The organism is Lysinibacillus sp. FSL K6-0075, assembly GCF_038592945.1.
Lineage (GTDB): Bacteria > Bacillota > Bacilli > Bacillales_A > Planococcaceae > Lysinibacillus > Lysinibacillus fusiformis_F.
The window spans coordinates 2,007,297-2,033,697 of record NZ_CP151947.1; the positions used below are offsets into that span (position 1 = coordinate 2,007,297).

Below are 26,401 nucleotides of genomic sequence, written 5' to 3' on the forward strand. Positions count from 1 at the left end.
AGTATTTATTTTTTTTTGAATTGCGCCTATAATAATAGCAACTTAGTGAAAACGCTTTTTTTTTACTAAAGTGGTCTAGACAACTATACCAAAGGGGGATAATGAATGTTTGCTTTCTTACAAAAAATCGGTAAGTCGCTCATGTTTCCAATTGCTACATTACCAGCAGCAGCATTACTATTGCGTTTAGGTTCAGGGGATATGCTTGGGGCCGTACCGAATGAAGCGATCCAGTACATTGCTAGTATTATGGCCGCTTCTGGTAATGCTATACTAGGGAATTTACCAATTATTTTTGCCATCGGTATTGCGATGGGATTGGCACACGATAGCAGTGGCGGCGCAGCTCTTGCGGGTGCAATTGCGCATCTTGTTTTAATAGCCGTTTTAGGAACTGTTAATGAAGAATTAAATATGGGTGTGTTTGGTGGCATTATTGCTGGTATTACGGCAGGCTTATTGTATAACAAATATTATAATGTGAAATTTCCAGAATGGTTATCATTCTTTGGTGGACGGCGCTTTGTGCCAATTATTACATCCATCACCATGGCGATTTTAGGGAGTATTTTAGCGATCGTATGGGGACCAATTCAAGGTGGCATAGATGCTGTCGGCAATTGGATGATTGGGGCAGGATCACTTGGCGTAGGGATGTATGGTTTCTTCAACCGTCTATTAATTCCAGTGGGTCTACACCATGTAATCAATACCATTATTTGGTTTGATTTCGGTGAATTTACGAATGCTGCAGGCGAAATCGTGAAAGGGGACATCAATCGCTTCCTGGCAGGAGACACATCAGCTGGACATTTCCAAGCTGGCTTCTTCCCCATTATGATGTTCGGTTTACCAGCAGCATGTCTTGCGATGTATTTTACAGCGAAAAAAGAAAAACGACCGATCGTTGGTGGGATGTTCGTATCTATCGCTTTAACAGCCTTTTTAACAGGGGTTACAGAGCCGATTGAATTTTCATTTATGTTCTTATCACCAGTTCTTTATGGTATCCATGCGGTATTAACAGGTATTTCGCTTGCAGTTGCCTATATTGTTGGGTTCCGTGACGGCTTTGGCTTCTCGGCAGGTTTAATTGACTACTTGCTCAATTTAGGTCTAGCAGATAAACCATTGCTATTATTACCGTTAGGCTTGGGCTTTGGGGCAATTTACTTTGTTGTCTTCTATTTCTTAATCAAAAAATTAGATTTAAAAACACCTGGACGTGAAGACGATGAGGAAGAGGATGGCGAAGTAAATGCTACCATTTCTAATGATGTCGATTTACGTGCCTACTATACAATTGAAGCATTGGGTGGAAAAGACAATATTCAGCAAGTGGATTACTGTACAACTCGCTTACGTCTGTCTGTACAGGATGCGAATGTTGTAGATGATAAAACACTGAAACAAACAGGTGCACGAGGTGTAATGCGTATCAGTAAAACGAATGTTCAAGTAATTATTGGAACATCTGTAGAGTTTTTAGCTGAGGCCATGAAAGAGCGTTTGAAAAAAGGCAATCCAGCACCAACCAACGCTGAACTTCCTACTGCACAGCCTGTCGTGGAAGAGGCAGTAAAGAACGAGACCATGACATTCCGTGATTTCGAGATGCCAATGACTGGTGATTTATTACCTTTAACAGACGTGCCAGATGAGGCATTTTCAGCAGGCTTGATGGGCCCAGGTTTCGGTATTCGTCCGACAGATGGAGCAGTTTATGCACCATTCGATGGTCAGGTAGTAATGATTTTCCCAACAAAGCATGCAATCGGCTTGAAATCAGATACAGGTATGGAAGTATTAATTCATGTTGGCTTAGATACGGTCAAACTAAATGGTGAAGGCTTTGAACTGTTCGTTACAGATGGTCAAAAAATTAAGCGTGGGGATGCGCTATTAAAAGCAGACATCATACAGATTGAAGGCCAAGTACCTTCTGTCATCACACCAGTTGTCTTTACAAGCTTAATGGGGCAAGAGATTACACTTGAAAAAACGGGCTACCAACGAGCAGGCTCAACGAATATTATTACAATGAAGAAGTAACGACTAATGGGGCTGTTAGCGAAGGTACACAGAGGCAATGAGCTATTGCAAATGGATGCCTTTTCGACAGCCCTTGTTCAAGAAGGAGATGTTTTTCTTGAGTTTATTCATTCGAAATATCACAGTGGTGAATGCCAATGGACGAGATGAACAGGTAGATGTGTGGATGAAGGATGGTAAAATTGCGCAAATTGCTCCCCATCTCGATATTCATGATGCAGATCAGCTAGATGGATCAGGGAAATTTTTATTGCCAGGATTTATTGATATGCACATTCATGGGTCCGCTCAAATGGATACAATGGATGCTTCAGATGAAGGGCTTCATACGATGGCCCAATCCCTTTTAAAAGAAGGGACGACAAGCTTTTTAGCCACAACGATGACACAAAGCTATGACAACATTGAGCGAGCTATTGAAAATGTGGCGCAGTTCCAGCCACAGCCAGACGAAGCGGAGGTACTAGGTATTCATATCGAAGGGCCATTTGTCTCGAAGCAGCGAGCAGGGGCACAGCCTCTTGAATATATTGTCGAGCTAGATTTGGATAGATGGACAAAATGGCAGGAACTCAGTGGCCATAAAATTAAGCAAATTACGCTAGCACCAGAAGAATCGAATGGCATGGCAGCTGTGCAAAGTATTTCTGCTAGCGGTGTCATTGTTTCGATTGGTCACTCGGATGCTACCTTTGAGCAAATGCAACAAGCGGTTCAATTAGGTGCCACACAGGGAACACACTTATACAATCAAATGCGTCCATTCCACCATCGAGATCCAGGTGTAGTTGGTGGTGTCCTGCTGCTAGATACGATTAAGGCTGAGCTAATTGTTGATTTTATCCATATGCATGAAGGCGCGGTGGAAATGGCCTATCGTTTAAAGGGAGCAGACGGACTGATTTTAATTACCGATGCGATGCGCGCAAAGGGCATGCCATTTGGAGCGTATGATTTAGGTGGTCAAACAGTACATGTAACAGAGGCAGGCGCCCATTTACCGAACGGTTCGTTAGCAGGCAGTATTTTAAAAATGGATCAAGCTGTACGGAATATGCGTCACATTACGAATTGTACGCTGGAGGAGCTTGTCAAAATGTCCAGCTTTAATGCTGCAGAGCAATTGAAGCTAAGTAATAAGGGACAGCTTGTGCAAGGCTATGATGCCGATGCGGTAATTTTGGATGAACATTTAAAGCTTCATCAAACGATTAAGGCGGGCAAGGTCTTCTATGATGCAATGCTAGCTGGTGATGGGCAATAATGTCAGGAGTTATGCAAACATCTAGCATGAAACGATGGAAATGAAAAGGTGATAGAACATGAATACCTATTTTCAACAAGTTAATCGATATTTAACAATGATGGCACAACAGGAAAGCAATCAACTGATGCGTATTGCCGAGCAAATTGTTAAACGTCTCACACAGGGAGGCATCATTCAGCTCTTTGGCTCTGGTCATTCCATGCTATTAGCACAGGAATGTTACTACCGAGCAGGTGGCTTAGTGCCTGTCAAACCCATACACATTGAATCGTTAATGCTACATCAGGGTGCACGGCAATCCTCACAAAATGAAAAAAAACAGGCTTTTTTAGCCTCCTATAAGGATCGGCTGCAATTTGATGACCAAGATGTTTGTATCATCATTTCAACCTCTGCCAATAATCCAGCGCCCATTGATATGTCTATTTTTGCAAAGGAAGCGGGCGCTTTGACCATATCACTGCAGTCTCTCGAATATCAGCAGCAGCCATCACGCCATTCATCAGGCAAGCGTTTAGAGCAAGTAGTAGATGAAGTATTGAATACGCATGTGCCATTAGGCGACGGTGTGTTAACCGTTGACCAGTTGCAATATGCTCCTGTATCAACAGTGTTAGGTGCAACTTTATTAAATGCTTTATTCGCTCAAATCATTGAGCTGATGCATGCACAGGGCGCAAGCATACCTGTGTTTGGTAGCAGTAATTTAGGGGAAAACAATAACGATGCGCTCATTGATCAATATGGTCAGCGCATTCATTTCTAAGGCACAAAGGAGGATATGTGGTGAAAATAAAAAGATTTTCCTCAATGGATGATTTATATACACATGCAGTAGCAACCATCGTGGAAGCAAAAAATAATGGCGCAACAACGTTCGGATTAGCTACTGGTGGAACAATGGAACCGCTGTATGCTAAAATTTGTCAAACAGATATTGATTTTTCACAGAGCATTAGCTTTAATTTGGATGAATATGTCGGGCTTGAGGCAACACATAAGCAAAGCTACGCCTATTATATGAGCAAACATTTATTTAACCAAAAACCATTTCTAGCATCGTATTTACCGGATGGTTTAGCAATAGATCCTCTAGTGGAAACAGCTCGCTATGAAGGATTATTGCAACAATATCCATTAGACTTCCAATTACTTGGTATCGGTCAAAATGGTCATATCGGCTTCAATGAGCCTGGTACGCCATTTGCTTCTTTAACACATCTTGTGACACTCGAAGAATCCACTCGTCAAGCCAATGCGCGTTTCTTTTCTTCCATTGACGAAGTGCCAACACAGGCATATACAATGGGTATTCAATCGATTATGCGTGCAAAATGCATTTTGTTACTCGCAGTGGGAGAAGCTAAGCGTGAGGTGTTAGAGCGCTTACTGTCTTCTGATTATACAGAAGATGTACCAGCCACTGTTTTATCCAAACATCCAAATGTTATTGTTTTAACAGACTTACAAGAAGAGGAGAATAAATTATGAAAACACAACAATTTACAGTAGTCGATCCTTTAGGTATTCATGCACGACCAGCAAGCCAGCTTGTGGCAAAAGCAACACCGTTTACTTCATCTATTGAAATACGCACAGAAGAAAAAGCAGCTAATTTAAAATCGATTTTAGGTGTGATGGGATTAGCCTTAAAGCAAGGTTCACAATTTACACTTGCTGTAGAGGGGGAAGACGAAGAGCAAGCATTAGCAGCATTAACGACACTCATTACAGAAATGGGGCTTGCACAATGACACAACTCACTGGTATTGCCGCTTCAGACGGCATTGCCATTGCGAAAGCATATCGTTTCGTCCAACCAGATTTAACATTTGCTAAAACAACTGTTCCTGATATCGAGGCAGAGCAGCAACGTTTAACAGCCGCTCTTGCCAAAGCGGAGCAAGAACTGGCTGTCATTCAACAGCAAACATTGAAAAAATTTAGTGCGGAAGAAGCAGCGATTTTTGAGGCGCATTTATTAGTGGTCAATGATCCCGAATTAATTGGCCCCATCAATCAAAAAATTGCTGACGAAGCGGTCAACGCAGAGTATGCATTGCATGAAGTGTCCTCTATGTTTGTGGCATTATTTGAAGGTATGGATGACGAATACATGAGTGCACGTGCATCAGATATTAAAGATGTGACAAATCGCATATTAGCACATTTACTCGGTGTACATATTCCAAATCCAAGCAATATCAACGAACAGGTCATTATCGTAGCGAATGATTTGACACCTTCAGAGACAGCCCAATTAGATCGCAACTATGTGCTCGGTTTTATTACTGATATTGGTGGGCGTACATCCCATTCGGCCATCATGGCTCGGAGCTTAGAAATCCCAGCAGTAGTAGGGGCAGGGACAGCTACGACAACGATTCAGAATGGCGATCAATTAATCGTGGATGGCTTAGCGGGTCAAGTCCTAGTAAATCCAACAGCCGATGTGATTGCGGACTACCAGGAAAAGGCACAAAACTATCGTGCACAGCAGGCAGAATGGTCTACTTTAGTGAATGAGCAAACTGTTTCTAAAGATGGCGTGCATGTGGAGCTAGCGGCTAATATTGGATCACCAAGTGATTTGGATGGTGTATTACGTCATGGGGCAGAAGGAATTGGCCTGTATCGTACAGAGTTTTTATATATGGGCCGAGAAAATTTGCCATCAGAGGAAGAACAATTTATAGCGTATAAAACTGTCATGGAAGGAATGAAGGGCAAGCCAGTTGTTATTCGAACACTGGATATCGGTGGCGACAAACACTTGCCATACTTACCTTTGCAGGAAGAAATGAACCCATTCCTTGGTCATCGTGCCATTCGTCTATGTCTAGACCAGCAGGAGCTATTCCGCACACAATTGCGTGCCCTCCTTCGAGCATCTGTCTACGGAAACTTAAAAATTATGTTCCCCATGATTGCGACCATTCAAGAATTCCGTGAGGCTAAAGCGATTTTGCTTGAAGAAGAGGAAAGGCTGATAGCGGCAGGTATTGCAGTAGGCTCGTCTATAGAGGTCGGGATGATGGTTGAAATTCCATCGACAGCCGTAATGGCCGATATTTTTGCAAAAGAAGTGGATTTCTTCTCCATTGGCACAAATGATTTAATTCAATATACAATGGCTGCAGATCGCATGAATGAAAAAGTTGCCTATTTATATCAACCGTATAATCCAGCCATTTTACGTTTAATTCAAATGGTCATTAATGCTGCCCATCAAGAACAGAAATGGGTAGGGATGTGTGGAGAAATGGCAGGCGATGAGCTAGCTGTTCCTCTATTACTAGGCTTAGGCTTAGATGAGTTCTCTATGAGTGCCACATCGATTTTAAAAACACGCGCCTTGCTGAAGCAATTATCTGTCCCAGAGATGCAGACTTTAGCAACGGAGGCTTTACAGTTAGCCACAGCTGAGGAAGTGCTAGAAAAAGTAAAGCAAGCATTGAAATAAGATAGAACGATAGCCCATCTACCAACAAGTAGATGGGCTTTTTTGGCATCACTGGCTGAAAGAGTTGATGATTATAGGTATTTCTAATAAATCCTCCACGAGGGCATCCGCTTCAACATCGTCCCATTGTTTATCCTTTTTCCAAATGCCCTTCATTCCTACATGCTGAGCAGCTTTGACATCATTTTCAGGATGATCGCCGATAAAAACACATTCATGAGGCAGCACATTCAGGTTTTCGATTGCGTTCAAAAATAGTTGAGGATTGGGTTTTTTCATTCCTGCCCATTCAGAAACTAAAATGACATCAAAATACTGCTCAATTGCTAATGCCTTTATATTGCCCATCTGAAATTGCCCATAGCCATTTGTAATCATGCCTAAAATCAACTGATCCCTTTTCAATTGCTCTAGCATAGAAATAAGGTTAGGAAACGGGACACAGCTATATTTGAATTCATTTAGGTAATCTTGCAGAAGTGCTTCCCACGTTATATGAACAAGATGAAATTCCTCCACTAATTGCTGATAGACGCGATCCTTCCAAACGTAGCCTCGCTTATCTAATTGGATAAAACGAGTTATATACTGTTCCTTTGGAATGCAACCGAGAACCGCCTTTAATCGCTCATATTGCTGCTCGATGAACAGTTGGACAGATGCATCTCTATTTAATAATGTTCCGTCTAAATCAAATAATGCCGCTTTAATCACCATCCATTTCACCATCCTTTTTGATTGTAAAAAAGTAGCTGAATTATAAAAGGGTTGCTTATTTATAGAGAATTTACATACTTATTTACGAGTTAAATATATACATTAAGTAAAATTTTGTATATTTGCATACGATGTATAGACAATTAAGGAAATCAATACTCATGATAAATGTACTAAAAACAAGATATAGCAGGGGGAAAATTTAAATGGATATTAAGGAAATGAAATGTAAAAGTTGTGGAGGAGATTCATTTGTAGAAGCGATGGATTTCATAAATCTTCGTCCAGTTGATAAGAAAATTGCTATAGGTTCTGAGAGAATCTTTACGGTTTGTTTGGATTGTGGAGAAGTTGCTTCAATAAAAGTAAAAAAACCAGAAAAATTAATTAAGTGATTTTACTGCTTGAGTGAAGAAATTAAATTAATTAGTTTCGGTTCTTCGTCATTGATAGTTCCTCTAAATGGGAATTAGAAACATGCCCGTTCTAAAAAAGGCACGACAAATGCTATGTGATTTTATAAACTAATTCTATTAAATAGGGTACGAAAATCAATGTGATTTCGTACCCTATTTATGTTGAAATTAAATTTTTGTGCTTCAAAAGTGAACGTCTGAAGTTTTAGTTTATTAGGCATGTTTTGAAATGATTTGCTGAAGCTTCGCCTGCAGTGTTGGTAGGTCGTGCATCGTAATCGTTGTGCGAACATAGCTTTCATCCATATCTAATGCCTCGGCAAAAAAGCTACCAATGCCTTTGACTTTGCGGTCAATTTGCATTAAAATCTCTGCAGAATGGTTGGACTGAGAGAGGAAAACTACTTCTAGCTCATCTAAATGACCTCTAAATTGTCCAGTTGGTACAAATTCAAATTCCTGGACAAATGGATAGTAGCCACGGAAGCGTGAAGGGGCTTGTTCACATTCAGCTTCACGTAAACGGAAACCCAATCCACGAATCGCATCTAATATATGTCCTGCAAGCGCTGTTGGCTCAACACGAATATAATCCTTATCACTCGGATCGACCGCATTTTTAATATCCAGACCCGTTTGAATCCAGACCTGTGTTTTACCAGCACTAATCGGTGTTTCAAATGGTAGTGTTAATGAAATGGGAAAGACCTTTTCTTCGCCAGCCGCCAGTGTGAAAGGCTCTGTTACTTTGACTTTTTGTAGTGCGGCAACCTCTGTATGTTTGTGATCATTTGACTCGCGAATATACGTCGTATTGACGGATAAATAAATGGTATCCACTTGTTGCTCGACTTGACCGCCACGCACTATGATTTCCCCCTGCATAACCTCTCCAGCATGATAAGTTTCCTTTTCCAATCTTGTATCCACTGTTGCTGAACCTATTCCAATACTTGCTAATGCTTTATGAAAAAAAGACATCTTTCATTCCTCCTACTGACATCGTTAGCTATACATACGCTTATGTTGAAAAAAGGTTTCAAGACTTACAAATTTTTCGCTATACTAGTTGAAAACGAAAGAGGGATAGCGATGGAAACAGAATGGCTACGCACATTTATGGTGGCAGCACAAACCGAAAACTTTCGAGAAACAGCTGAAAAACGCTTTATTACACAATCGACCGTGACGAAGCACATCCAGCATTTAGAAAGGGCATTGCAAACGCCATTATTTGATCGACAGGGCAAACAGGTAATGTTAAATCGGCAGGGTGCTTATTTTAGTCAGCAGGCACAAAAAATTTTGTCCGCTTTAGATGAAGGGCTACATCAGATGGATGCCTTCGTAAAAGGCTATACCGCTAAACTTACGCTTGGTGTTGCTCCACAAATAGCGAATTCAACATTACCTGCCATCATCACAGCATTTCAGCGCCGAAAGCCAACTACTCAAGTAGTGATAGAACTTTTAAAATCCAATGAAATCGGGGAAGCGGTATTTACTGGTGTAATCGATATTGGCTTATCCAAATTAACCTCAACTCGTGAGCTACACACGGTGATGCTCGCACAGGAACCGCTGCATTTGATTGCCCCTATGGCTAAAAAGGACAAGGATGCTTTCACACTTTTACAGCAGGAAACACTTTTCACCCATGCGTATGCGCCCTATTGGCAGGAGGTTCAACAGGTGCTACAGCAATTTGCCAGCCATCAAACAATGCATATCAATCAAACAGAGGTGATTAAGCATTTCGTCAAGCATGGTCTTGGTATCGCCTTATTGCCTAAAAGTGTGATTGAAGCAGATTGTCAGCAACACCTTCTACATAGCTATTCAGTAAAAGAATTTTCCCATATTGTATCGGATACATATTTGCTTACAAAATATGTCTCGGCTGATTATGATGATTTTTTAGAAGCGTGTAATAGCGTGTATGGGTAAAGCTGCTTTCTGCACTGTTTCTTCATAATGTACCTTTATACTATTTTAGTATAAAGGATAGATAGAGGGTGTTGATATGTATAGTATGTTGTCCACCATTAGTCAGGTTATTAGTGAGCCCATTACGCAATTTATACAGGGCTATGAGCATTCTGCCTTGATGATGGCCTTTCTTCTTGGCTTGATAGGCGCATTTGCTCCATGTCAATTAACAGGTAATATGAGTGCCATTACATTCTACGGCAATCGAACACTTCAAAAGAGCAGTAATTGGCAGGAGATTGTATTTTTTATTGTAGGGAAAGTGGTTGTTTTTAGTGGACTTGGCTTTTGTGCATGGCTATTTGGACAATCGTTTGAAACAAAGATGACCGTTTATTTTCCAATTTTTCGTAAGGCTATTGGACCGATGATGCTGCTAACAGGGCTGGTGCTAATCGGTTTATTCAAATTAACCTTTCTGCAACGCTTAACATCGCTGCTGCCGCCTGTAGTCAAAGAGGGGAAACTCGGCTCGTTCTTAATGGGCGCTAGTTTTTCGATTGCCTTTTGTCCCACTATGTTTGTCTTGTTCTTTGTGTGGTTAATGCCCCTTGTGGCGAGCACTTCCTATGGCTTGGTCCTCCCTAGTATTTTTGGCATAGCGACCGCTGTACCACTTATCATCATGCTTCTGCTGATCTACGTCTTTGATACCAAGCGTCTTATCCTACGCAAAAGTATGAAGATGGGAAGGGCTATTCAAATGACAGCAGGTATCCTATTAATTTTAATCGGAATGACGGACACCATTACCTATTGGGGCTTGTAAGACATGTATAATAGAGTTAAAACGAGAAAGAGAGATACAGTATGACAGCTATATTATTATTTATTCTTGCGGGAATTGGCGAAATAGGTGGAGGCTATTTAATTTGGCTTTGGTTACGAGAGGGCAAACCTTTTTATTGGGGTATTATTGGCGGATTTGCACTTGCTCTGTACGGTGTAGTCGCAACATTCCAGTCCTTTCCAACGTTTGGGCGAGTTTATGCAGCCTATGGTGGGGTATTCATCGTGCTGTCCATTTTATGGGGGTGGGGCATTGATGGCAAAAAGCCCGATTACTTGGACTTTATTGGCGCCGGGATATGCTTAATAGGCGTTATTGTGATATTGCTGCCTCGCTCTTAGCATGGAAAAAAAGGTTACTAGGACAGGCTAGTAACCTTTTTTGAACTATTTTTTACGCGCAATAAAGCGTAGACGATAATAATCAATAACCCATTCATCGTGGTGAAAGCAAGTTGGCTTTAATAATTCCTCACATGTCGCATACACCTGCTCCTTGTCATCTGCCGTTAAGTGCTGTAGTAGATTATCACTAAACATCACCAACCAGTTGCGAAGCCCATCCTGCCCTTGAAGTGGTGTAGGACGTTTATAAAGCGTCATATTCTCGACCTGAAAGCCTACATTCTCTAATTTGGATTGATACTCCTCGGCGCTTGGAAAATACCAAGGAAAATAGTGTTCGATATAGGGCAACTTTAATGAGTCCATACTGTTTTGCAAGGCCCATACGATGGAAGCGATATTGCCTTGTCCACCCATTTCCGCCACAAAGCGTCCGCCGTTCTTCAATGCGCCATAGACGTTTTCAATGACTACGTCAGGTTCCTTCATCCAATGAAGTGCGGCATTGGAGAAAACGGCATCAAATTGCTGTGGAAAGTGCATGGCTGTAGCTTCCATCGTTTGAAAGGTAATGGTAGGATATTTTTGTTGTGCAGCTAAAATCATCGTAGCCGAGGCATCTACTCCAATCACAGAAGCCCCAAATGCTGAAATGTCATTAGCCAAATCTCCTGTACCACAGCCCACATCTAAAATATGTTCATTTTTTTGCGGCGCTAGTAGGTTGATTAAGCTTGTACCAAATTTTGAAACGAAATCATGCTTTTCATCATATAAATGAGCATTCCATTTTGTTTTTGTTGTCATCGTATTTCATCTCCTTTAATTGAGCATAGCAAAGGAGAACAGAAATCAGAAATGCGAAAAAGCATGAATTTTGATTCCAAATTGGAATGATCGGTGAGGAATGTCCTATTCTGCTAAAGTAAACAAGGTGTCAGTCACAGTGAGCTTTTCAAAGTATCACAAAGGTTTCTCCCACAACAGCTAGCTTTTCAGGCTATCAATTTTCCACATCCGATAAGGGCTTAGAATTATTTTATAAAACATAAGGTCTAATTTTACCAAAGGATAAATGGATGTTTCTCCGTTAGTTGAAAAACGATGTCCCGATGTAAAGATTCCGCAAGCATAAAAATTTTGAGTAAACTAAAAAAGGTAGCTGATGTTTATTCAGCTACCTTTTGTAATGCTTAAAGCTTTGTTAATGTTTTGCCACTCCAGCCAAACAAGATCGTTAGAATCGGTCCAAGTAAGCAGAAGAAGGTAAATGGTAGGTAATCCAGTGTGGAAATACCGAGGATACTTGTGATGAAAATACCACAAACACTCCAAGGGACAAGTGGATTGACGACCGTACCTGCATCCTCCATGACACGAGAAAGGTTTTTCGGTGCAAGACCGACCTTTGCAAATTGTGCCTTAAAGGCTTCACCTGTTAACAAAATAGATAAGTACTGCTCACCGATCAATGTATTGACACCAATGCCCGTAATGGCAGCACCTGTAATAACAGAGCCCGCACTTTTAAATAAGCTTTCGACCTTCGCTAAAATGCTTTGGATAATGCCTAGTGTGAACAAAAGACCACCCATTGTTAGGGCAAGTAAGACAAGCGCGATTGTAAATAGCATACTATTCATCCCACCACGAGTCAGCAGGGCATCTACTTCTTCATTACCAGTTTGAGAGACATAGCCATCAAACAGAATCTTGAAAATATCTGAAGCGGGAAGTGGGTCGAGTAGAGAGCCAAGACCTACACCGATAATGGACACGACGGCCAATGTAATGACAGCAGGTGCCTTATAAAAAGTCATGATAATGAGAACAACAATTGGCAATAATGTATACCAATGAATAAGTCCTGTAGACAGTAATCCTTCTTTAAATTGCTCCACTGTTTCAAACGATGTAGCGGCTCCTGTTGGCGATATAATAGCATATAGCACAATGGAGATGATGAAAGCAGGAATGGTTGTCCAGCCCATATTTTTAATATGCTCAAAAAGGTCTACACCAACTGTACCAGAGGCAAGATTGGTTGTATCAGATAATGGTGACATTTTATCACCAAAGAAGGCGCCAGAAACAATCGCTCCAGCTGTAATCGTTAGGGAGATATCCATAGCACCGGCAATTCCCATAAATGCCACACCAACCGTCGCCACAGTTGTCAACGAGCTCCCAATTGAAATACCCACGATGCTACAAATTAAAAACACGATGGCAAAGAAAAAGTTTGGCGAAACAGTTAAAAAGCCATAATAGATAAGCGTTGGGATGGTTCCACCCATAATCCAGCTCGAAATTAAAATACCAATAAAGAAGAAAATAAAAACGGCGCCAAGTCCAGCGCTAGCACCAGCAATCATACCGCCTTCAAGGTCGCGAAAGGGTACTTTTTTCAGTAATCCATAAGCTAGTAAAATCGCAATCACAAGAAAAATCGGAATATGCGGTGTTGCTTTTAAATAGCCGATACTATAAGCCATTGTGGCAATAATTAAAATAATGATGAAGCTTGCCTCAATAAATCGAGGGTTACTCTTTGCTTCTATTCGAAACATGTGAATCCTCCTAATCAATACTTCTGCGCTTCAATGCGGTGAAGCCCAAAAGTATTATAGCACGCTAATATTTTTTGTCAATTGACTGAAAATTGGCGGTTTCAATGCAAGAAATAATCCCATGCATTTTTCAAAATTAATAAACAGGTCATGACAATAAAGATGACACGCATCATGGTCGTTCCACGCTTCAACGCAAATTTGGATCCAAGGATGGCCCCAAAGATCATGACAAAGCCCATCGAAAAACCATATAGAAAATGAACTTCTCCTAAAAATAAAAACATGATTAATGCCGCTAAATTAGAGGTGAAATTAAAAGCCTTGGCATTACCAGCAGCTTGCAGAAAATCATAGCCCATCATTAATAGAATAAAAATAAAAAATGAGCCTGTACCTGGTCCAAAAAAGCCATCGTAAAAGCCAATAGCCGCAAATGCGCCTATAAAGGCTAAATTTTTTGCTGTACTAAGCACACGCTCTTGATATTGCTGTCCCCAATCTTTTTTAAACATTGTATAAGCAGCTACAAGGACGAGCATAACAAGCATAAGTGGTTTTAAAATCGCTGGGGATACAAGATGGACAGTAAAGGCACCGAGTAAAGATCCTACAAAGATAAAGGGGAGGATTTTTCCGATTTTCTTGATGTCTACTTTCCCTGCACGTAAAAAAGTTAGCATACTTGTACCATTACTAATCGTATTGGCTAGTTTATTTGTGGCAATGGCTGTACTTGGAGGTAAACCAACAGCCATTAATGCAGGTAAGGAGATGAGCCCACCACCTCCGACAATCGCATTTAAAAAAGATGCGATAAAAGCAAGTGATAATAATAGTGTGAGTGAAAATAAATCAATATCCATAGGTATGCTTCCATCTTTCTCCATTGCGTTTTAACATAGCGTACTGCGAAAGTCAAAAAATAACAACGAAATCCCAGCATTTTCATGTAAATTTCGTTTACAATTCCTTAACATTTCACAGGGCAAACAAATAAGCAGAAAAAAGTTTATTTCAAGTATTTTTATAAAAATAAAAGAAAAAATGGTCATTTTTAAAGAAAAAATAGTGATTTTTAATATTTGATTTCCAACGTTTGCAACTTGGAAAATAGCTTGAAAATAAATGTGGCGAATTTTATATTACAGTTTTGTAAAATCAACAGCTACGTGTTTAAAATTTTGTAGAATTGTGTAAATGTTTTGTTATGATGGTTCAGAAATCGACAATATATTTTCAACAGGAGGAACAGGATGTTCAACTCAAATAAGCAAGATCCATTTTTTCAGTCATTATTAAAAATCGCGAAAAACGTGAATGAAGGTATTTATTATGCTCATAATGCCCGTATTCAAGATATAGATGCGCTAAAAGAAATTGCAGACACAATGAAGCAATACGAAACAAGTGGCGACAAATTAATCCATGAGCTCATTGTCATGCTGAATAAATCCTTTATGACGCCAATTGAGCGTGAAGATATTTTAGCCTTAGCGAATAAATTAGATGATGTAATTGATGGGATGGAAGGCTGTATTGCGCACTTCAATATGTACAACTTAACAGAAGTAACAGAGCCAATGCGTCAATTCCTCACATATATTGCGAAGAGCACAGACGAAATGGTACAAGCCATGGAATTGTTAAATAGTAAAAAGCTTGTGGAAATGCGTAAACATGCTATTCAAATCAAGGACAATGAACGTGAATGTGATGAAATTTTCCGTTCTTCGATGAAGCAATTATTCATCCAAGAAAAAGATCCAATGCGTCTGATTGTCTTCAAGGATATTTATGAGCAATTTGAAGATATCGCGGACAGCTGTCAAACAGTAGCAAACACAATTGAAACAATAATTATGCGTAATGCATAAGATGGAGTGTACGAAATGGATACGATCTTATTAATCACCATATTAGTCGTTATTTTCGCACTTGTGTTCGACTTTATTAACGGCTTCCATGATACAGCAAATGCCATTGCTACTTCTGTATCAACCCGTGCCTTAAAGCCACGTACTGCGGTGTACATGGCAGCGGTTATGAACTTCGTCGGAGCGATTACCTTCGTTGGGGTAGCCAAAGCCTTAACAAAAGATATTGTGGACCCATTTTCTTTAAATGCCTATGATGGCGATATTACAGGTTCTGTTGTGATTTTAGCAGCCTTATTATCTGCGATTACATGGAATTTATTAACATGGTATTTTGGGATTCCATCGAGTTCTTCTCATACATTGATTGGTTCTGTTGCAGGGGCAGCTATTGCCGCAGCAGGGTTTGATATTTTGAACTATGCTGGGTTTATTAAAATTCTTCAAGCACTTCTTTTTTCACCATTAATAGCGTTCGCCGCTGGTTTCCTGATGATGACTTTATTGAAGGTCATCTTCAAAGATATGAATTTATATCGTACGAATAAAGGCTTCCGCACAATGCAAATTGGGACAGCAGCCTTGCAATCCTTTACACACGGGACAAATGATGCGCAAAAGGCGATGGGGATTATTACCCTCGCGTTAATCGCAGGCGGCCTACACCAGGGAGATGATATTCCATTCTGGGTACGTTTTGCAGCAGCAACTGCGATGGGTCTTGGTACTTCTGTCGGTGGTTATAAAATTATCAAAACCGTTGGCGGTAAAATCATGAAAATCCGCCCAGTGAACGGGGTCGCGGCAGACTTAGCCTCTGCATCGATTATCTTTGGTGCAACATTAATCCATTTACCTGTATCCACAACACATGTAATTTCTTCATCCATCATGGGTGTCGGAACAGCACACCGTGTTAAAGGGGTTAAATGGGGAATGGCACGCAAAATCGTTACAACATGGGTCATCACAATGCCAATCTCTGCTGTCATGGCAGCATTGATTTACTATTTTTTAAGTTTATTTTTCTAGTATAAGTAAGAAGAATGCACAATCGCTGTGCATTCTTTTTTTGATTTTGGAGAAGAGTGAGTGGAGAGAGCGTGTGGAGCGGATAGAATGTGGAAAGTGGAGGATACAGTAATAAAAGTGGCGGATAGAACGCTCGATGTGTAGGATAGCCTCTGTAGAATGGTGGATAGAGAAGAGAGGAGCGGATAGAATGTGGAAAGTGGAGGATACAGCGAAAAAAGTGGCGGATAGAACGCTCAAAGTAAAGGATACAACGTTCAGATTGAAGGATAGCTCAACCCCACTATTTTCTTAATGGTAATAATCCCCTTACTATATTACAATATTTATATAAAGAGGATACTAATAGGAGGTTTCATCGGTGGCTACATTTCTACATGGCTTGGCTCAACAACTCATTTTCCCCTTGTTTATGATCCTGTGCTTTTATTTCACATTAACTTATTTTCATCATCTAAAGACAGGTGATGACCGTGGTATTAAGAAAACAAAATGGGCAGCGGTGGTGTGTTTAGCGCTGGCTTTGGTTGCACCAGCACTTTATAATGTGATTATGTTTATGATCATAATGAGATAAAGTGATAATTTTGGAGCAATATGGGCGATACATATGTTTGACATTAAAACAAAATCCTGATATGCAATAAAACCAGCCACCCTATTATGAAGGGTGGCTGGTTTTTTGATGCAGTAGGAAGGGTAAAATTTGACTGAAAATGATCATTATTGCAAATAGAATCGCGAGTGACGTTCTGCCTGTATCATATAAAGCAAGAACAGCTAACGTAAAGAGGGCAGTTTCGAGTAGACCATGCATCCAGGGATTCAAGGGCATCCTTGCTTTGGGTGAGCCAAAAATACTCCATAGTCCTATGATGAGTAATGGGTATCCCACTCCCAGTAAGCATTTAATTAGTAGATTTGTTCCTACAAAGACACCCCAGTTTCCTATAGCGAGTAGAACCCCAATTTCTAATAAAAATCGCAGGATAGCCATACATCCCCTCATTACGCAATCTGCTGTAAATGCGTCTTCTTAAAAGCGTCATCATATTTTAAACCATAGCCAAGTGCACGATCTAAGAAAATATGGGCGAGCCAAATGAGGGCAGCCATCAAAAGTATGGGTGTAGACGTTAGTAAACCAAAGACCATCAACACGGCAGGTAGCACAAAGCTATGCCCCATATTATAGAAAAGAGCGCCTATTTTTGTATTGATGAGATAGCCAACCATTGTGATGTCAGGGAGCAATAAAAACACAATAAAATAAAGCCATGAAAAATCGAGATGTCCAAAGAAAAAGACTGTGATGATAAAGGCAATGAGATATTCGAAAGAGATGATTTGACGTAATTTCATTTAACTACGACCTTCCAGTAAATTTTGATACATCTCCTCAATGAGTGAGGCAATTTTTTCTTGATTTTTTTCAAACTGTCCGTCAGCCATTAACGTTTTTGTCAGTTGTAACGAATGGAGCGCATGCTGATAGAATCGTAGTTGCTGCTCGATTTGGGCAATCTTTGTGGAAAATAGCTGGACCGTTTCTTCATTACATGTTGTTGAAATAGGCTTTTGTTCGAGTGTCAGTAAATGTTTAATTTCTTGTAGCGTAAAGCCCAGCTGGCGTAAGACGATAATAAATTTCATTGTATGTTCACACATGGCATCATACACACGGTAGCCATTGTCTTGTTTTTGAGGATGTAAGAGTCCCTCTTTTTCATAGTAGCGAACGGTATCGGTTGTTAATTGAAACTTCTCAGCGAATTGTTTAATTTTCATGTAAGTACCTCCTAAAATCATCCTAACATTGGAGTATGCTCCAAGGTCAAGGCGCTGGAGGAAAAAAGTTAAAAAAAATGAAACGGTCAGTCAGTGGCAGTCGTTTATAGTGTAAGAAGGGGAGGTGGACGGCATACTTGAAGAAATGATCGAAGAACATGCAGCGCATTTATTACGTCTCGCCTATTTTTATGTGAAGAATCGACAAACTGCTGAGGATATTGTGCAAGAGGTCTTTATTAAATTTTCTCAGCGTGGCTATGAAGAACGAGGGCAGTTACGTGCATATTTATCGACATTAACGATTAATCAAAGCAAGGATTATTTAAAAAGCTGGCATTATAAAAAATTACTATTACAAGAAAAAATATTTCCTGTGCAGGGGAATAGACAACGGGATGAGCTTGTGGCAGCAGAGGAACGTTCTCAAATTGGGGCAGCTATTTTAAAGCTATCACTAACCTATCGGGAGCCCATCATTCTTTATTATTTTGAAGAAATGAAGATTCGTGATATTGCCCAGCTACTAGGCATTGCTGAGAATACGGTGAAGACAAGATTGAGACGGGCAAGAGAAGCATTAAAGCCTCATCTGAAGCAGGAAGAATGGGAGGTGCTTAGACATGAATGAGATACACAAGGAATTACTCAAAGTAGCGGGTGATATGACAGCAAGCAAAGAGCGTGTTAAAAAACATGTGCTACAACAGTCTATCAATAGAAGGAAGCCTTTTCGATTCACCCTATTAACCGTCGTACTGACACTTTGTATGGCAGGGTTTGTTATGGTGCAGCTTCTTACGAACGAACCAAAGCAAACGTCCTCACTATTTCATGAAAGGCAGCTTGAGCACTTCGAACGTATTAATCAGACCATGTGGCCAGGGCAAGAGCAGGAATTTTATAAGGAGGAGTCCTACCTTTCATATGAGAAGCTCGTTGCCGCCTACTATTTTGCGACATCATTAGGGATTGATTATTCAAAGGCAGAGCTTGAGATGGAGAGAAAGAAGCAAGTAGAACAGTTGGAAATGCTTTATCAGTCATCTGAATACGAAGCACTTTTTCAAGGATTAGCACCGAAACAGTATGTTGAAACATATCTCGAACCCCTTCTGCCGATGTATACAACGAGAACGAAACTATATGCCTTATATAAAGAAAAATATCCAACTTTTTATGCTTACCAAGAGGTAGCCAATATTGATGCCAAACGGTATTTCCAAGCGCATTATACTGAGCAGGCAACAGCCTTTCAAAAGGAACATAACATTGTAATACGTACCAGCTCACATGGTGCTTCAATGGTCGGAACAGTTGCAAAGGTTGAATCGAATGTTTTCTTATTTATTGAAGGGGTGATTCCTGAGGATCTTGAGCATATGACGGAGGAACAGCTTAGTGAAAAATATGAACAAGCCGATTGGTATCCTGTGCTGGATGAATTTCCTGTCGAGCAGGGAGATTATATTACTTTAACTTCAATGGGAACAGGGAGCATTGAGGAAAACGGAGTCGTAAGAAAATATGGTTTATTATCTAAATTGGAAAAACTAGAGCCAACTGTTACAAGGATGCTTGAGCTGGAAAATGAAAAAGAGGTCGCTGAGTTTTTACAGGATATGCCTTGGAAGACGGCAGCTTATATGAAAAGACCACCCGAATATTCATTTGAAGTAGAAGGTGTCCGTATTGAAATGTGGAGGGGCTATGGTGGTTCCCTTTATCTTCAAAAGGTAGGGAGCGGTGAAATTCAGTTGAGTGCCAGCAGAGCGAAGGAATTAAAAGCCATCCTAGGTATAGAAGATTAACAAGTCTCTTGAAAGAGGCTTGTTTTTTATTTTGGAGAAAATTATAGTAAAAGTACCATGTTAAAATAACCTTTTTTAAAATCTAGGATAAAATACACAATAATTTTCAATATTAGGATGAATTACATAATAGCGAAAAAATAAATGAGTCCAAAGAATTGTAATATTTCAAGGGCAAATGTAGTATTAAAGAAGTAGGGATGAAGAAAAGGAGGGGCGGTATGAACGCACAAGAATTTGAAGAATTATGGATTACGCTGAATGAGTTATATAATGCGGATCGTTTTTTAGAATATATAGAAATAAGTAGTGCCGCAATTGAAAGTGCCATTAAGCTTGAAATGTATGATAAGGCTATTCTTCTATTACGTTATAGCTGTGCCAGTTATTTTCAAACGGGTGATCTACAGCTTTCTATAAGCGTCCTTGAACAATATCGTGAGTTAACTTTTCAACATGGCAATGATATTGATTTAATTCAATATTACAATTTAGCGGCCATTTATTGGGGAACATTTGGTCATTTAAAGAAATCAGAAGAATTGATGTTAAAAGGCTTAAAAATTGCTGAAACGATTCAGCATGTGGAGAGCATGGGGAAAATCTACAACAATCTGAGCGACTTAGATATATCCATGGGTAGCTATCGGACAGCGAAGGAATTTGCTTTAAAGAGTTTATATTACGCCAATGCGTTTGAAATGAAGCATAAAGAGCCTTATACAGGGATTATCCATCCGAAGACGAACCTAGCTGTTGCGCTTATTTGGCTTGAAGAATTTGAAGAAGCCAATACGATATTACAAGAATTAATGGCAACGATTCATCACCCACCTTATTCGAAAGTACAACTGGAGGTTCTCAATGCCTATGCCTTCCTATGTGAAAGACAGGGACGTGTAAGTGAGGCCATAGATTTATACCAAAAGACGAAGCATTATGCTTTGCAAAACAATGATCTTTCCTTGCTTCAATTAATTTATAATTCGTTAGTGAAGCTAATTGAGGAGCAAGGCAATAAAATCGTGTTATGCGCGATACAAAAGGAATATATTAATATTTTGTTAGAAATTCAGCGTGAAAACTATTCGCATGTATTGTTTGAGATGGAATATAACGATCATAAGAAGCAATTTGAAAAAAATGCCTATATTGATCCTTTGACGAATATCTACAATCGTCGCTATTTTGATGAACAGGCTAAAAAGATGGTCGAAAAAGCTGCTGAAGGTCATCAGCAATTGGCCTTGATGATGGTGGATTTAGATCATTTTAAAGAAATCAATGATATGAATGGCCATTTATTTGGCGATGATGCGTTGACGAATACAGCCAAAACATTACAGGACTATTTTCAGCCCTTTGCGTCCATTGTCGCCCGTTTTGGTGGAGATGAATTCATTGTGTTGAGTCAAGTAAAGGAAGGTGAATCGGTGCAAACGTTGGCCGACAACCTGTATCAAACCTTAACGGCACTGTCACTTACGGTGAATAATCAAACCGTTCAGTTGGAATTCAGTATTGGTGTCAGTACGAACAATCATGGCAAAATTCAGAAAGTAGAGGAGCTCATTCAGCATGCGGATGAAGCGCTTTATAAGTCAAAGCGTAACGGCCGCAACCAAATTACGCACTATAACCAATATTGCGATGTGGGAAATGGTATTTAAAAGAGAGAGAGGCAAATCTACAGAAGAAGTGCCTCTTTCGTGAAGTGTTGCTAGTGTGATGGATTAAGCAAGCCGTAAAACACAATATCTTCAAAAGTACCGTTTTTATAAACATGATCCTTTAATGTTCCCTCATAGCGCATGCCGCATTTCTCCATGATTTTCCCTGATGCGGGATTGGATTGAAAATACTGGGCATAAATACGATGATACTGCTTCTCCTGAAAGGCAAATTCGATAATCGCTTGAGCTGCCTCTGTTCCGTAGCCATTTCCCCAATAGGACTCTCCAATCCAATAAGCGATTTCTCCTCTTTGGTGTTGAGATTGATTTGACAGCCCTATTGCTCCATACAATTGTCCGCTGTGTTTGTCTGTTATCGCAAATTCGTAGCTTCGATTTTCCTCAAAGTTTTGTTGATGCGTGGAAATCCATGACAGTGCACATTCTAATGTATAAGGATAAGGTAAATTCAGCGTGCTTTTATAAATCGCATAATTGTTACATAAAACACTTACTTCTTGTGCATCTGCATCTGTAAAAAGTCGAAGTATTAAACGCGGTGTTTCTATCGTTTTTTCTGTTGGTGAATAAATCATCGAATGCCCCCCTTTTCGTTGGTTGGATTGATTATAGCACAATAAAAAGTAAAGTAAACCAAATATTGGGTATCTAATAACATCTTGAATTGGAATAAAAATTTATTGAAAAACGATAAATTATGTGGTAAGTTTAACGGGAGATTAAATAAAAGAGGTGCGTAAGATGAAACGAGAAACGCTCTTTTTAAAGATAGCTGTTTTTCTAATAGGCATACCCGTTCTTGCCTTATGTGTATGGGTGGTGCCTCGTGTTGCTTTGGGTACAGCGGGGCATTCTCCGGTCCTAACCATTGTTGCTTTAGTTGGCGTCTATGCAACGGCTATCGCTTATTTTGTTGCTCTATTTACGACAATCAAACTACTAAGCTATATTGACCAAAACATTGCATTTTCAGAGCTGTCAGTGAAAGCTTTAATCAAGATCAAATATTGTGCAATTATTATTAGTAGTGTTTACGTGGTTGGCATGCCACTGATATACTATGCTGCAGAAGTAGACGATGCACCAGGTCTTATACTTATCGGAATGGTCATTATTTTTGCTTCCTTTGTCGTGGCAGTCTTTGCTGCTGTGCTGCAAAAGCTTCTTAAAAATGCCATCGATATCAAATCAGAAAATGATCTAACGGTTTGAGGTGAATACTATGGCAATGATCATTAATATTGATGTAATGCTGGCGAAACGAAAAATGAGTGTAACAGAGCTTTCAGAAAAGGTTGGCATCACGATGGCAAACCTCTCGATTTTAAAAAACGGCAAGGCCAAAGCCATCCGCTTTTCAACATTAGAGGCTATTTGTGAGGCATTGGATTGCCAGCCTGGCGATATTTTGGAATATAGAAAGAACGAGGACCTACAAAAATAAGGATCTGCGTAAAGCAGATTCTTTTTTTGTAGAAATTATTGCCAACAGAAGTCGTCCTATGCTAGGATAAAGGTAAGATAAATAGACAGGCAGTCGGTCAATTATAAGGAGTTGTCTTGATGAGGGAAATGAAAAAAGCAGAAGAGCGCAGAAATGAAATATTAGATGCAGCGGATGAATTATTTACGCAGAAGGGGTTTGACGGCACTAGCACAAGTAATATTTTGGAAAAAGTGGGTATTGCTCGAGGCACCCTTTATTATCATTTTAAATCCAAGGAAGACATTATGGATGCACTGATTGAGCGTTATACAAGCACGATGCTCGCAAAGGCAAAAACCGTTGCAGCAGACACAAGCATCGCTGTAAATGAACGTATATTACGCGTTGTCATGACATTGAATATGCAAAATGAACATGGTGGACAGGAAATGATGGAGCATGTTCATAAGCCACAAAATGCTTTGATGCATCGCAAAATACAGCAGGTAGTCATCAATCAAGTACCGCCGATCCTCACGGCCATTATTCGTGAGGGCATTGAGCAAGGTATTTACCAAACACCCTACCCCTATGAGTGCATGGAAATGATAATCGCTTATACCAATACGGTATTCGATGATGATCTCGTCTTGATGACAGATGAGGAACGAGCAGCCCGTATCCCAGCATTGATTTTTAATATTGAACGAATGCTAGGGGTGGAAAGTGGTAGCTTACTGTATATGATGCAAATGTTTGGGAATGAAGGGGAAGGCAGTACGAACTAATTTTTTTAGGTCTTGTTAGGTTTGACGCCAGTTAACAACTTACAAAGAGGTGACCTATGTATTGGAAAATTGTGCGCAATGATATGGCAAATAGCAAGCTAATTACAGGTATGACAACATTATTTGTGGCGGCAGCGGCTTTGCTTGTCACATTATCAGCAGTACTGATCGTTCATTTGACAAGTGCGATTGATACGCTGATGAAGCAAGCAGAAACGTCGCATTTTCTCCAGATGCATGCAGGGGAAATGGATCAAGTGCGGCTCACTGAATTTGCAGAGCAAAATGAATATGTAAATGAATTTCAAATGAATGAATTTCTAAATGTGGAGGGCTCGAAGATTCATATTGCGGGTACCACATTGGCACATAGTGTGCAGGACAATGGTTTTAGCACGCAAAGTGAGCAATTTGATTATTTACTGGACCTTGATGGAAACGTGATTGAAGTGTCCAATGGTGACATTTATGTACCTGTAAGCTATTGGAAGGACGGCATTGCCGACTTGGGTGATAGTGTGATGGTCCATGATCAAACCTTTACAATAGCTGGGTTTCTAAGGGATTCACAGATGAATTCTATGCTGGCTTCCTCTAAACGCTTTCTGGTCAGTGAACAAGATTATGCAGCAATCCAGGGAGCAGGCACAGTTGAATATTTAATCGAGTTTCGTTTGAAAAATTTAGCGGATTTAAAGAATTTTGAAGAAGCCTATATGGGGGCAGGGCTCGAAGCAAACGGACCGACCATTACGTACCAGCTTTTTCAAATGCTGAATGCCATATCGGATGGACTCATGATTGCTGTCATCCTACTTATCAGCATCCTTGTAGTCGCTATTGCTTTTATGTGTATCCGTTTTACCCTGCTCACTAAAATGGAAGAGGATACTCGAGAAATCGGTGTGATGAAAGCGATTGGCTTACGCGTGGGGGATATTCAGAAAATGTATCTAGCCAAGTATGGCGTGATCGCTGTAATTGGCTGCCTGCTTGGTTTTGCCTGCTCTTTCTTGCTTCGAGATATGCTATTAGAAAATATTCGTTTGTTCATGGGAGAAACGGACAATGGCTCACAAATTTGGCTGTTCACGGGTCTCGGGTTGCTGCTCGTATTTGTGGTGATAATGGGCTATGTACAATCAGTATTGAAACAGTTTCGCAAGCTATCAGCCACACAGGCTATTCGCTTCGGTACAGCGCAAGGTAAAGTGCAACATACAAAATTTTTGAACCTCAGCTCCAATAAAAGGCTTCCAATTAATCTTTTCCTTGGCATGAAGGATGTGCTCGCGCGAAAAAGTCTTTATGCGACAATGCTTGCTGTGCTATTATTAGCAACATTTATTATCATCGTCCCTCAAAATCTACACAACACGATTGCGGCTAAAAGCTTTATTACGTATATGGGCATTGGGAATAGTGACATCCGAATCGATATCCCACAAGGCAAGCAAAATACACAGCAGGTGGCAGCGGTGATCGATACGCTTGAGCATGACACAGCCATCAAGAATTACACTGTTTTGACAACGAAAAAGTTCACAACGATTGCCGAGGACGGAACAGCGCAAAACCTAAAAATAGAGCTGGGTAACCATACGATCTTCCCCTTAGAATATGCGCATGGTAAGGCACCGGTTGCCCCTAATGAAGTAGCGCTTTCGGTGCTCAATGCGGAGGAGCTTCAAAAAAAGGTTGGCGATCGGATAGCAGTGGTCATCAATGATGAGGAGAAAAAGTTGAGGGTCAGCGGTATTTATTCAGATATTACAAATGGCGGCAAGACAGCTAAAGCAGCTTTCTCTGATCATTCCACGGAAAGCATGTGGAGTGTTATTTATAGTACGATGGCAGATCCATCACTCGTCACAGATAAAAGGGCGGAATATGCAAAAACCTTCTCTTTTGCCAAGGTGTCAGGGATTGATGATTATATCAATCAAACATTTGGTACGACGATTCATGCCATTGACAAGGCAGCCCGTGCAGCACTCGTCATAGCTCTATTGCTGTGTGTGCTCGTGACATTATTATTTATGAACATGCTGATTACGAAGGATCAAGCGCCTATCGCTATTATGAAAGCGTTAGGATTTACGAATGCTGATATTGCTACACAATATGCGGCGCGTTCGGTTTTTGTTTTACTGCTAGCCATTACGATGGGGACGTTGCTCGCAAACACGCTAGGCGAATTTCTAACAAGTACAGTCATTGCCTCATTTGGGGCGGCATCATTTGATTTTATGATTAATCCACTAGCAACCTATGTTTTTTGCCCACTAGCGCTCACAAGCGTCGTACTGCTAGCCACGCTATTCGGTACGTCAAGGGCAGGGCAGGTAAAAATAATAGAGCATATAAAGGAGTAGAA

Annotated in this window: 29 protein-coding genes; 20 read left to right on the forward strand and 9 right to left on the reverse strand. The window is 40.3% G+C overall.

The genetic code is table 11. From position 1 onward, the window contains the following. Positions 1-105: 105 nt before the first annotated feature. The 6 genes from nagE to ptsP all read left to right on the forward strand — a co-directional run bounded on the left by nagE (position 106) and on the right by ptsP (position 6,782). Entirely contained in the window at positions 106-2,052 is a 1,947-nt protein-coding gene (nagE, locus tag MHB65_RS09640) for an N-acetylglucosamine-specific PTS transporter subunit IIBC (RefSeq protein ID WP_342443270.1), read from the forward strand. Between the two features lie 88 nt (positions 2,053-2,140). Further along, the gene (gene nagA, locus MHB65_RS09645) at positions 2,141-3,316 is read left to right on the forward strand and encodes an N-acetylglucosamine-6-phosphate deacetylase (RefSeq protein WP_342443716.1); all 1,176 of its coding nucleotides are present in this window, start codon (positions 2,141-2,143) and stop codon (positions 3,314-3,316) included. Positions 3,317-3,374: 58 nt separating this feature from the next. Further along, positions 3,375-4,085: an SIS domain-containing protein gene (locus MHB65_RS09650; protein WP_342443271.1), complete on the forward strand. Its 711-nt coding sequence runs from the start codon at positions 3,375-3,377 to the stop codon at positions 4,083-4,085. Positions 4,086-4,105: 20 nt separating this feature from the next. Further along, the gene (locus MHB65_RS09655; RefSeq protein WP_205442798.1) at positions 4,106-4,810 is read left to right on the forward strand and encodes a glucosamine-6-phosphate deaminase; all 705 of its coding nucleotides are present in this window, start codon (positions 4,106-4,108) and stop codon (positions 4,808-4,810) included. After that, positions 4,807-5,073: an HPr family phosphocarrier protein gene (locus MHB65_RS09660; protein WP_205442799.1), complete on the forward strand. Its 267-nt coding sequence runs from the start codon at positions 4,807-4,809 to the stop codon at positions 5,071-5,073. The genes MHB65_RS09655 and MHB65_RS09660 overlap by 4 nt, the downstream gene beginning before the upstream one ends. Next, complete coding sequence (gene ptsP / locus MHB65_RS09665; protein ID WP_342443272.1) at positions 5,070-6,782, forward strand: phosphoenolpyruvate--protein phosphotransferase; 1,713 nt, start codon at positions 5,070-5,072, stop codon at positions 6,780-6,782. Before MHB65_RS09660 ends, ptsP begins: the two co-directional genes overlap by 4 nt. Positions 6,783-6,830: 48 nt before the next feature. On the opposite strand, the gene MHB65_RS09670 is transcribed toward ptsP, so the two are convergent. Next, positions 6,831-7,496, reverse strand: coding sequence for an HAD family hydrolase (locus tag MHB65_RS09670; RefSeq protein WP_342443717.1), 666 nt, complete (start codon positions 7,494-7,496; stop codon positions 6,831-6,833). A 209-nt stretch (positions 7,497-7,705) separates the two neighbouring features. Between MHB65_RS09670 and MHB65_RS09675 the strand changes: the two genes are divergently transcribed. Further along, entirely contained in the window at positions 7,706-7,894 is a 189-nt protein-coding gene (locus MHB65_RS09675) for a hypothetical protein (protein ID WP_205442804.1), read from the forward strand. A gap of 234 nt (positions 7,895-8,128) precedes the next feature. On the opposite strand, the gene MHB65_RS09680 is transcribed toward MHB65_RS09675, so the two are convergent. Beyond that, positions 8,129-8,896, reverse strand: coding sequence for a sporulation protein (locus MHB65_RS09680; RefSeq protein WP_342443273.1), 768 nt, complete (start codon positions 8,894-8,896; stop codon positions 8,129-8,131). Between the two features lie 111 nt (positions 8,897-9,007). Between MHB65_RS09680 and MHB65_RS09685 the strand changes: the two genes are divergently transcribed. The 3 genes from MHB65_RS09685 (at position 9,008) to MHB65_RS09695 (ending at position 11,035) form a co-directional block, all read left to right on the forward strand. Next, positions 9,008-9,862 (forward strand): LysR family transcriptional regulator, encoded by an 855-nt coding sequence (locus MHB65_RS09685; RefSeq protein ID WP_342443274.1) that lies wholly within the window; start codon positions 9,008-9,010, stop codon positions 9,860-9,862. 76 nt (positions 9,863-9,938) lie between these two features. Beyond that, entirely contained in the window at positions 9,939-10,673 is a 735-nt protein-coding gene (locus MHB65_RS09690; protein ID WP_342443275.1) for a sulfite exporter TauE/SafE family protein, read from the forward strand. 41 nt (positions 10,674-10,714) lie between these two features. Beyond that, the gene (locus MHB65_RS09695; RefSeq protein WP_342443276.1) at positions 10,715-11,035 is read left to right on the forward strand and encodes a YnfA family protein; all 321 of its coding nucleotides are present in this window, start codon (positions 10,715-10,717) and stop codon (positions 11,033-11,035) included. A 45-nt stretch (positions 11,036-11,080) separates the two neighbouring features. Here the strand turns inward: MHB65_RS09695 and MHB65_RS09700 are convergent, their stop codons facing one another. The 3 genes from MHB65_RS09700 to MHB65_RS09710 all read right to left on the reverse strand — a co-directional run bounded on the left by MHB65_RS09700 (position 11,081) and on the right by MHB65_RS09710 (position 14,474). After that, positions 11,081-11,845: a methyltransferase domain-containing protein gene (locus MHB65_RS09700; protein ID WP_342443277.1), complete on the reverse strand. Its 765-nt coding sequence runs from the start codon at positions 11,843-11,845 to the stop codon at positions 11,081-11,083. Between the two features lie 386 nt (positions 11,846-12,231). Then, on the reverse strand, positions 12,232-13,608 hold the full coding sequence (nhaC, locus tag MHB65_RS09705) for a Na+/H+ antiporter NhaC (RefSeq protein ID WP_342443278.1): 1,377 nt from the start codon (positions 13,606-13,608) through the stop codon (positions 12,232-12,234). 101 nt (positions 13,609-13,709) lie between these two features. Continuing rightward, positions 13,710-14,474 (reverse strand): TSUP family transporter, encoded by a 765-nt coding sequence (locus tag MHB65_RS09710; RefSeq protein ID WP_342443279.1) that lies wholly within the window; start codon positions 14,472-14,474, stop codon positions 13,710-13,712. Between the two features lie 390 nt (positions 14,475-14,864). Between MHB65_RS09710 and MHB65_RS09715 the strand changes: the two genes are divergently transcribed. From MHB65_RS09715 to MHB65_RS09725, 3 genes are all read left to right on the forward strand, one after another. After that, positions 14,865-15,485, forward strand: a complete 621-nt coding sequence (locus MHB65_RS09715) for a DUF47 family protein (protein ID WP_004229078.1) — start codon at positions 14,865-14,867, stop codon at positions 15,483-15,485. Between the two features lie 15 nt (positions 15,486-15,500). Next, complete coding sequence (locus tag MHB65_RS09720; protein ID WP_342443280.1) at positions 15,501-16,517, forward strand: inorganic phosphate transporter; 1,017 nt, start codon at positions 15,501-15,503, stop codon at positions 16,515-16,517. 361 nt (positions 16,518-16,878) lie between these two features. Beyond that, on the forward strand, positions 16,879-17,094 hold the full coding sequence (locus MHB65_RS09725; protein WP_342443281.1) for a hypothetical protein: 216 nt from the start codon (positions 16,879-16,881) through the stop codon (positions 17,092-17,094). An 84-nt stretch (positions 17,095-17,178) separates the two neighbouring features. Here the strand turns inward: MHB65_RS09725 and MHB65_RS09730 are convergent, their stop codons facing one another. From MHB65_RS09730 to MHB65_RS09740, 3 genes are read right to left on the reverse strand one after another with little or no spacing between them, the layout of a single operon-like run. Continuing rightward, positions 17,179-17,514: a YrdB family protein gene (locus tag MHB65_RS09730; protein WP_342443282.1), complete on the reverse strand. Its 336-nt coding sequence runs from the start codon at positions 17,512-17,514 to the stop codon at positions 17,179-17,181. An 11-nt stretch (positions 17,515-17,525) separates the two neighbouring features. Next, positions 17,526-17,879, reverse strand: coding sequence for a DUF4260 domain-containing protein (locus MHB65_RS09735; protein WP_342443283.1), 354 nt, complete (start codon positions 17,877-17,879; stop codon positions 17,526-17,528). Then, complete coding sequence (locus MHB65_RS09740; protein ID WP_342443284.1) at positions 17,880-18,305, reverse strand: MerR family transcriptional regulator; 426 nt, start codon at positions 18,303-18,305, stop codon at positions 17,880-17,882. Between the two features lie 124 nt (positions 18,306-18,429). On the opposite strand from MHB65_RS09740, the gene MHB65_RS09745 reads away from it, so the two are divergent. From MHB65_RS09745 to MHB65_RS09755, 3 genes are all read left to right on the forward strand, one after another. Continuing rightward, positions 18,430-18,936 (forward strand): sigma-70 family RNA polymerase sigma factor, encoded by a 507-nt coding sequence (locus MHB65_RS09745; protein ID WP_342443285.1) that lies wholly within the window; start codon positions 18,430-18,432, stop codon positions 18,934-18,936. Beyond that, entirely contained in the window at positions 18,929-20,116 is a 1,188-nt protein-coding gene (locus MHB65_RS09750; RefSeq protein ID WP_342443286.1) for a hypothetical protein, read from the forward strand. Before MHB65_RS09745 ends, MHB65_RS09750 begins: the two co-directional genes overlap by 8 nt. Positions 20,117-20,337: 221 nt before the next feature. Continuing rightward, positions 20,338-21,786, forward strand: coding sequence for a GGDEF domain-containing protein (locus tag MHB65_RS09755; RefSeq protein ID WP_342443287.1), 1,449 nt, complete (start codon positions 20,338-20,340; stop codon positions 21,784-21,786). Positions 21,787-21,836: 50 nt separating this feature from the next. Here MHB65_RS09755 and MHB65_RS09760 read toward each other — a convergent pair whose 3' ends face one another. Further along, positions 21,837-22,385, reverse strand: coding sequence for a GNAT family N-acetyltransferase (locus MHB65_RS09760; protein ID WP_205442830.1), 549 nt, complete (start codon positions 22,383-22,385; stop codon positions 21,837-21,839). Between the two features lie 166 nt (positions 22,386-22,551). Here MHB65_RS09760 and MHB65_RS09765 point away from each other — a divergent pair, with 166 nt between their 5' ends. The 4 genes from MHB65_RS09765 to MHB65_RS09780 all read left to right on the forward strand — a co-directional run bounded on the left by MHB65_RS09765 (position 22,552) and on the right by MHB65_RS09780 (position 26,399). Continuing rightward, positions 22,552-23,022: a DUF2975 domain-containing protein gene (locus MHB65_RS09765; protein ID WP_342443288.1), complete on the forward strand. Its 471-nt coding sequence runs from the start codon at positions 22,552-22,554 to the stop codon at positions 23,020-23,022. A 10-nt stretch (positions 23,023-23,032) separates the two neighbouring features. Next, a complete protein-coding gene (locus tag MHB65_RS09770) occupies positions 23,033-23,254 on the forward strand; it encodes a helix-turn-helix transcriptional regulator (RefSeq protein WP_205442832.1) in 222 nt (73 codons plus the stop codon). A 119-nt stretch (positions 23,255-23,373) separates the two neighbouring features. After that, complete coding sequence (locus MHB65_RS09775; protein WP_342443289.1) at positions 23,374-24,024, forward strand: TetR/AcrR family transcriptional regulator; 651 nt, start codon at positions 23,374-23,376, stop codon at positions 24,022-24,024. Positions 24,025-24,080: 56 nt separating this feature from the next. After that, on the forward strand, positions 24,081-26,399 hold the full coding sequence (locus MHB65_RS09780) for an ABC transporter permease (protein WP_342443290.1): 2,319 nt from the start codon (positions 24,081-24,083) through the stop codon (positions 26,397-26,399). Positions 26,400-26,401: the final 2 nt, after the last annotated feature.

Excerpts from the sequence above, each read along its gene's own strand:
- nagE (WP_342443270.1), top strand. The coding sequence starts at position 106 with ATGTTTGCTTTCTTACAAAAAATCGGTAAGTCGCTCATGTTTCCAATT.
- nagA (WP_342443716.1), top strand. The coding sequence starts at position 2,141 with ATGTTTTTCTTGAGTTTATTCATTCGAAATATCACAGTGGTGAATGCC.
- MHB65_RS09650 (WP_342443271.1), top strand. The coding sequence starts at position 3,375 with ATGAATACCTATTTTCAACAAGTTAATCGATATTTAACAATGATGGCA.
- MHB65_RS09660 (WP_205442799.1), top strand. The coding sequence starts at position 4,807 with ATGAAAACACAACAATTTACAGTAGTCGATCCTTTAGGTATTCATGCA.
- ptsP (WP_342443272.1), top strand. The coding sequence starts at position 5,070 with ATGACACAACTCACTGGTATTGCCGCTTCAGACGGCATTGCCATTGCG.
- MHB65_RS09675 (WP_205442804.1), top strand. The coding sequence starts at position 7,706 with ATGGATATTAAGGAAATGAAATGTAAAAGTTGTGGAGGAGATTCATTT.
- MHB65_RS09680 (WP_342443273.1), bottom strand. The coding sequence starts at position 8,896 with ATGTCTTTTTTTCATAAAGCATTAGCAAGTATTGGAATAGGTTCAGCA.
- MHB65_RS09685 (WP_342443274.1), top strand. The coding sequence starts at position 9,008 with ATGGAAACAGAATGGCTACGCACATTTATGGTGGCAGCACAAACCGAA.
- MHB65_RS09690 (WP_342443275.1), top strand. The coding sequence starts at position 9,939 with ATGTATAGTATGTTGTCCACCATTAGTCAGGTTATTAGTGAGCCCATT.
- MHB65_RS09695 (WP_342443276.1), top strand. The coding sequence starts at position 10,715 with ATGACAGCTATATTATTATTTATTCTTGCGGGAATTGGCGAAATAGGT.
- MHB65_RS09700 (WP_342443277.1), bottom strand. The coding sequence starts at position 11,845 with ATGACAACAAAAACAAAATGGAATGCTCATTTATATGATGAAAAGCAT.
- nhaC (WP_342443278.1), bottom strand. The coding sequence starts at position 13,608 with ATGTTTCGAATAGAAGCAAAGAGTAACCCTCGATTTATTGAGGCAAGC.
- MHB65_RS09710 (WP_342443279.1), bottom strand. The coding sequence starts at position 14,474 with ATGGATATTGATTTATTTTCACTCACACTATTATTATCACTTGCTTTT.
- MHB65_RS09715 (WP_004229078.1), top strand. The coding sequence starts at position 14,865 with ATGTTCAACTCAAATAAGCAAGATCCATTTTTTCAGTCATTATTAAAA.
- MHB65_RS09720 (WP_342443280.1), top strand. The coding sequence starts at position 15,501 with ATGGATACGATCTTATTAATCACCATATTAGTCGTTATTTTCGCACTT.
- MHB65_RS09730 (WP_342443282.1), bottom strand. The coding sequence starts at position 17,514 with ATGGCTATCCTGCGATTTTTATTAGAAATTGGGGTTCTACTCGCTATA.
- MHB65_RS09735 (WP_342443283.1), bottom strand. The coding sequence starts at position 17,879 with ATGAAATTACGTCAAATCATCTCTTTCGAATATCTCATTGCCTTTATC.
- MHB65_RS09740 (WP_342443284.1), bottom strand. The coding sequence starts at position 18,305 with ATGAAAATTAAACAATTCGCTGAGAAGTTTCAATTAACAACCGATACC.
- MHB65_RS09750 (WP_342443286.1), top strand. The coding sequence starts at position 18,929 with ATGAATGAGATACACAAGGAATTACTCAAAGTAGCGGGTGATATGACA.
- MHB65_RS09755 (WP_342443287.1), top strand. The coding sequence starts at position 20,338 with ATGAACGCACAAGAATTTGAAGAATTATGGATTACGCTGAATGAGTTA.
- MHB65_RS09760 (WP_205442830.1), bottom strand. The coding sequence starts at position 22,385 with ATGATTTATTCACCAACAGAAAAAACGATAGAAACACCGCGTTTAATA.
- MHB65_RS09765 (WP_342443288.1), top strand. The coding sequence starts at position 22,552 with ATGAAACGAGAAACGCTCTTTTTAAAGATAGCTGTTTTTCTAATAGGC.
- MHB65_RS09770 (WP_205442832.1), top strand. The coding sequence starts at position 23,033 with ATGGCAATGATCATTAATATTGATGTAATGCTGGCGAAACGAAAAATG.
- MHB65_RS09775 (WP_342443289.1), top strand. The coding sequence starts at position 23,374 with ATGAGGGAAATGAAAAAAGCAGAAGAGCGCAGAAATGAAATATTAGAT.
- MHB65_RS09780 (WP_342443290.1), top strand. The coding sequence starts at position 24,081 with ATGTATTGGAAAATTGTGCGCAATGATATGGCAAATAGCAAGCTAATT.